The organism is Daejeonella sp. (assembly GCF_049655485.1).
Classification (GTDB): domain Bacteria; phylum Bacteroidota; class Bacteroidia; order Sphingobacteriales; family Sphingobacteriaceae; genus Daejeonella.
Map to the genome: position 1 here is coordinate 1 of NZ_JBASJU010000452.1, position 4,020 is coordinate 4,020.

Genomic DNA, 4,020 nt, shown 5'->3' on the forward strand with positions numbered 1-4,020 from the left:
CTATTCCATACTGCTTTCTGAATTCCCGGCTCACATAATCGTAGGTTGCCTGGGCACTTACTGTCACTTCGTTGACCATTTTTTCGCTTGGCTTTAAGAGCACTAAAAGTCCGGTTCCGGTATATTCAGGGTAGAAGTCGATAGCGTCGTTCATCAGGGCGTCGAAACAAATTTTAGTTCCTCCTAAGCCTGTCTTGGTTTCGACTTTAAAGCCGGTATGGCCCTCAATCAGCATCTTATAGATTTCTGCCAGAATATATTGTTCACCGAAGATCTTCGATCCAATCCTTACCGTACCGGAATTGCCATTTCCGGGCCTTTTATACAGACCCACTTTAAGCAGAAAGTCCTTAGCCACTGCCGGGGGAGTTTGATTGAGAAGTTCGGCCCGGTAGTTCAGTTCGGTCATTTGCTGGTCGTTAATTTTGCCTGAGAGGAGGTTAAGTGCAGCTTCTAAACCCGGATACCGTTTCAAGGTGCTGATTTTTATAATCGGTGCAGCATCATACGGCGGAAAGATTTTCTTGTCATCATCCAGTACGACTAAATCAAAAGCTTTGATCCTACCGTCTGTAGAATATCCCGAGATTACATCAAGCTCGCCATCATAAGCAGCTTTGTACATAATGGCATCACTGACCACCAGGGGGTTCATCTGCAATCCGTATACTGCTCTTAAACCAAGATCTCCATCCTGTCTCCCCATGAACTCAGGAGTGAAGCCAGCTTTTAACGTATTGCTGGAAGCCTTAGGCCAGACATAAAAGGAAACAGTGAGGAGCAAAGCAGCGATAATCACGTAAGAAACTTTTCTAAAATGATGATAAGACGTTTTTTGAATGACAGCGATTAGCTGATCTAATAGTATTGCTAAAAAAGCTGCGGGTATTGCACCGCTCAGGATCATGTTCGTGTTATTCAGTGAGATCCCACCGAAAATGAATTCTCCTAAGCCTCCTGCGGCCACAAAAGATGCAAGGGTGGCGACGCCAACATTGATTACCGCTGCCGTTCTGATCCCTGCAATAATGACCGGCATAGCCAGGGGCAGTTCCACTTTTACTAGCAGCTGCCAGCTATTCATGCCTAAGGCTTTCGCAGCTTCAACTACATTGGCACTTACGCCATTTATCCCGGCATAGGTATTACGGATGATTGGTAAAAGGGCATAAATTAATAAGGCGACTATTGCCGGCTGTGCCCCGATACCGAATAGGGGTATCATAAATCCCAGTAAGGCGATGCTCGGGACGGTTTGCAAGATCCCGGCAGTGCCGAGTACAGGGCTTGCAAGTCCTTTTCTTCGTGCTATTAATATCCCCAAAGGTAAGCCGACTGCGATAGCCAGAAACAAGGACAAAAAGGTGAGCCCTAAATGCTGCATGATTTGGGTCAGTAATTTATCTTGCTGCTCGACGACGAACCCCCAAAGACTTTGTTCACCCATTATGAAATCTGTTTTCGGTAAGTGGTAAATGCCTGCATTAATCTTTCATAGCTTTCCGCATACTTCGCTTCGCTGCTGTAATGTTGCAGCGCGGTCCATACACTGGAATCTGCCGTGATATGAATATCGCTTCCTGGAAGCGCGGGTACATCGGTAAATTGTTCCAGATCTTTTAAGTTGGTGATCTTGTATTCCAGCAACAAGCGGTTTTGCGCAAAAAAACCTTTAACAAAGTCGTTCTTTGGGTGGTAAATTATCTCTTGTGGAGTGCCGATTTGGACGATTCTCCCTTTGTCCATTAAACATACCCGGTGACCGAGTTCGAACGCTTCCTGGACATCATGGGTGACTAAAATGGTGGTTTTATTTTTAAGTTCATCTAAGGATTTGAACTCGGAGTGGATGTCTGTTTTGGTGATATTATCCAGTGCGCCGAAAGGCTCATCCATGAGCAGAATCGGCGGATTGGCGATTAAGGCCCTTGCGATTCCGACCCGCTGTTGCTGCCCGCCACTAAGTTGATGCGGAAAGCGATTGAGTATGTCTTCCGGCAAATGAAGCTTGTGTATCAGTTCTTCAGTCCGCTGCCGGGTAATTGCCTTTTCAGACTTTTGCAGATCCGGTACTACCGCAATATTTTGTGCTACAGTATAGTGCGGAAATAAGCCGCCATGCTGCATGACAAAGCCGATGGTTCTTCTAAGTTGCTCTGGTTTTTGCAGCAGTATATTTTTCCCGTCGATTAGCACTTCGCCCGAGTCAGGTTCGATCAGCCTGTTAATCATTTTGAGCGTAGTAGTTTTACCGCAGCCGCTGGTCCCTAAAAGCACCAAAATTTCCTTCTCGTTTGCCTGGAAGGAAATCTCATCGACAGATAGCTTGCCGTTAAATTGTTTAGAAACGTGCTCTACGCTTATCATGGGCTACTGTTTGCAAGCCTGATCCCGGTTATTTGCCACTGATGTTTGGCATGAAAGAAATTGCGGTAGGTATTTCTACTATGGCCTTCCGGAGTAGCCTCTGATGATCCGCGCAAAACCATTTGATTGACCATAAATTTCCCATTGTATTCTCCGACCGCGCCAGGTTCTTTTTTAAAACCGGGATAGGGAAGGTAGGCACTTTCTGTCCATTCCCAGCGCTGTCCCCAGGCAAATTTGTCCGATGCTATTTCCCATTCGGCTTCAGTCGGTAAACGCATACCCTTCCAGGAGGCATAGGCGGATGCTTCGTAATAGTTCACATGACACACCGGTGCATTTAGATCAAGGTCCTGCAAACCTGCGAAGGTATAGTGCATCCATTTTCCATCTACAAAGTGCCAGTACAAGGGTGTTTTTGCGCTTTCTTTTGCCCAATCCCAGCCTTCAGCATGCCAGTTACGAAAGTCTGTATAGCCTCCGTCTTCTATAAACTGCAAGTATTCCCGGTTAGTTACGGGATTGCTTGAAATTTCATAGCCATGAAGGTAAACCCGGTGACGTCCCAGTTCATTATCAAAACAGAATCCATCGCCCTTGTGGCCAATCTCATAGACACCCTCTTCAATTTGAATTGTTTTCGCAGTATCGGGACTATAATTCTTACTTATATAATCGGATTTGTAGATCGGGAAAAGGGGGTTATGGCCCAGGATATATTTGATGTCTGTATGCAATAATTCCTGATGCTGTTGTTCGTGATTGAGCCCAAGTTCCAGTAATGTTGCCAAAGGCTCTGCTAAAGGTCCGCTCGATAAAAAGTCCTTCATTTGCTGATCGACATAATCCCGGTAACAGTAAACATCCCCGACAGACGGGCGGCTCAAATTTCCACGATCTGTTCGGATTACCCGGGCGCCGATCGTCTCATAATAGCTGTTAAAAACGAAGTTATATTGAGGATCGAAAACTTTGTAGCCTTGCAGGTTAGGAAGCAGAATAAAGGTTTCAAAAAACCATGTGGTATGTCCCAAATGCCATTTGGGCGGGCTCACATCTTCTATGGGCTGCACAACGTAGTCTTCAGTCTGCAGAGGTGAACAAATACTTACTGAATGATTTCTTATTTCCGAAAATCGCTTTACGATTTCGGACGTATCGGTTAATATGCTGGCAGTTTCTATCATGTTAAATCAATTTACTTTATCCAGGCTGCATCCACAAACCAGCCCTTCGAATCTTGAATATTTTTTATAGGCTTAAAGTCCGATTTTTCTGCTAATTCTGCAATTTCCTCCGGTGAAACTTTCTGCGATACTTCAACATTAATCAGTTCATTTTGGCGAAAAGGGATGGTCACTTCGCCGATTTCGACTTTTTGCTCCTTCAGGCTCACCAGGTAACTACGGCAGGCACCACTAATGGGATCATAGGTTTGGTAGTGCTGAAATTGGGCTGGATCGAAGTTAGCTGCCAGTTCACGGTTTAAGCGGGTGAGTAAGTTTAGACTGAATGCTGCAGTAATTCCTGCTTTGTCATTGTAAGCGTTCAAAATTGTATGCGGGTTTTTCCGAAGATCGAAACCAATCAACACCATATCGCCTTTAGACAGGTTGTGATTTAATTCCCTGCAAAAACCTTCGATTTCATCCC

Annotated in this window: 4 protein-coding genes; all 4 read right to left on the bottom strand. The window is 45.1% G+C overall.

Features of this window, described 5'->3' with window-relative positions; genetic code table 11:
* On the bottom strand, positions 1–1,447 hold a 1,447-nt coding region (locus WBJ10_RS17950), incomplete at its 3' end, for an ABC transporter permease/substrate-binding protein (protein WP_424292808.1).
* Complete coding sequence (locus tag WBJ10_RS17955) at positions 1,447–2,367, bottom strand: ABC transporter ATP-binding protein (protein WP_424292810.1); 921 nt, start codon at positions 2,365–2,367, stop codon at positions 1,447–1,449. The genes WBJ10_RS17955 and WBJ10_RS17950, both read right to left, overlap by 1 nt.
* Positions 2,364–3,554, bottom strand: a complete 1,191-nt coding sequence (gene egtB / locus WBJ10_RS17960) for an ergothioneine biosynthesis protein EgtB (protein WP_424292812.1) — start codon at positions 3,552–3,554, stop codon at positions 2,364–2,366. The genes WBJ10_RS17955 and egtB overlap by 4 nt, the downstream gene beginning before the upstream one ends.
* Before the next feature lie 11 nt (positions 3,555–3,565).
* On the bottom strand, positions 3,566–4,020 hold a 455-nt coding region (locus WBJ10_RS17965), incomplete at its 5' end, for an L-histidine N(alpha)-methyltransferase (RefSeq protein ID WP_424292814.1).

Bases quoted from the DNA above. Each gene is read 5' to 3' on its own strand.
- egtB (WP_424292812.1), bottom strand. From the start codon at position 3,554: ATGATAGAAACTGCCAGCATATTAACCGATACGTCCGAAATCGTAAAG.
- WBJ10_RS17955 (WP_424292810.1), bottom strand. From the start codon at position 2,367: ATGATAAGCGTAGAGCACGTTTCTAAACAATTTAACGGCAAGCTATCT.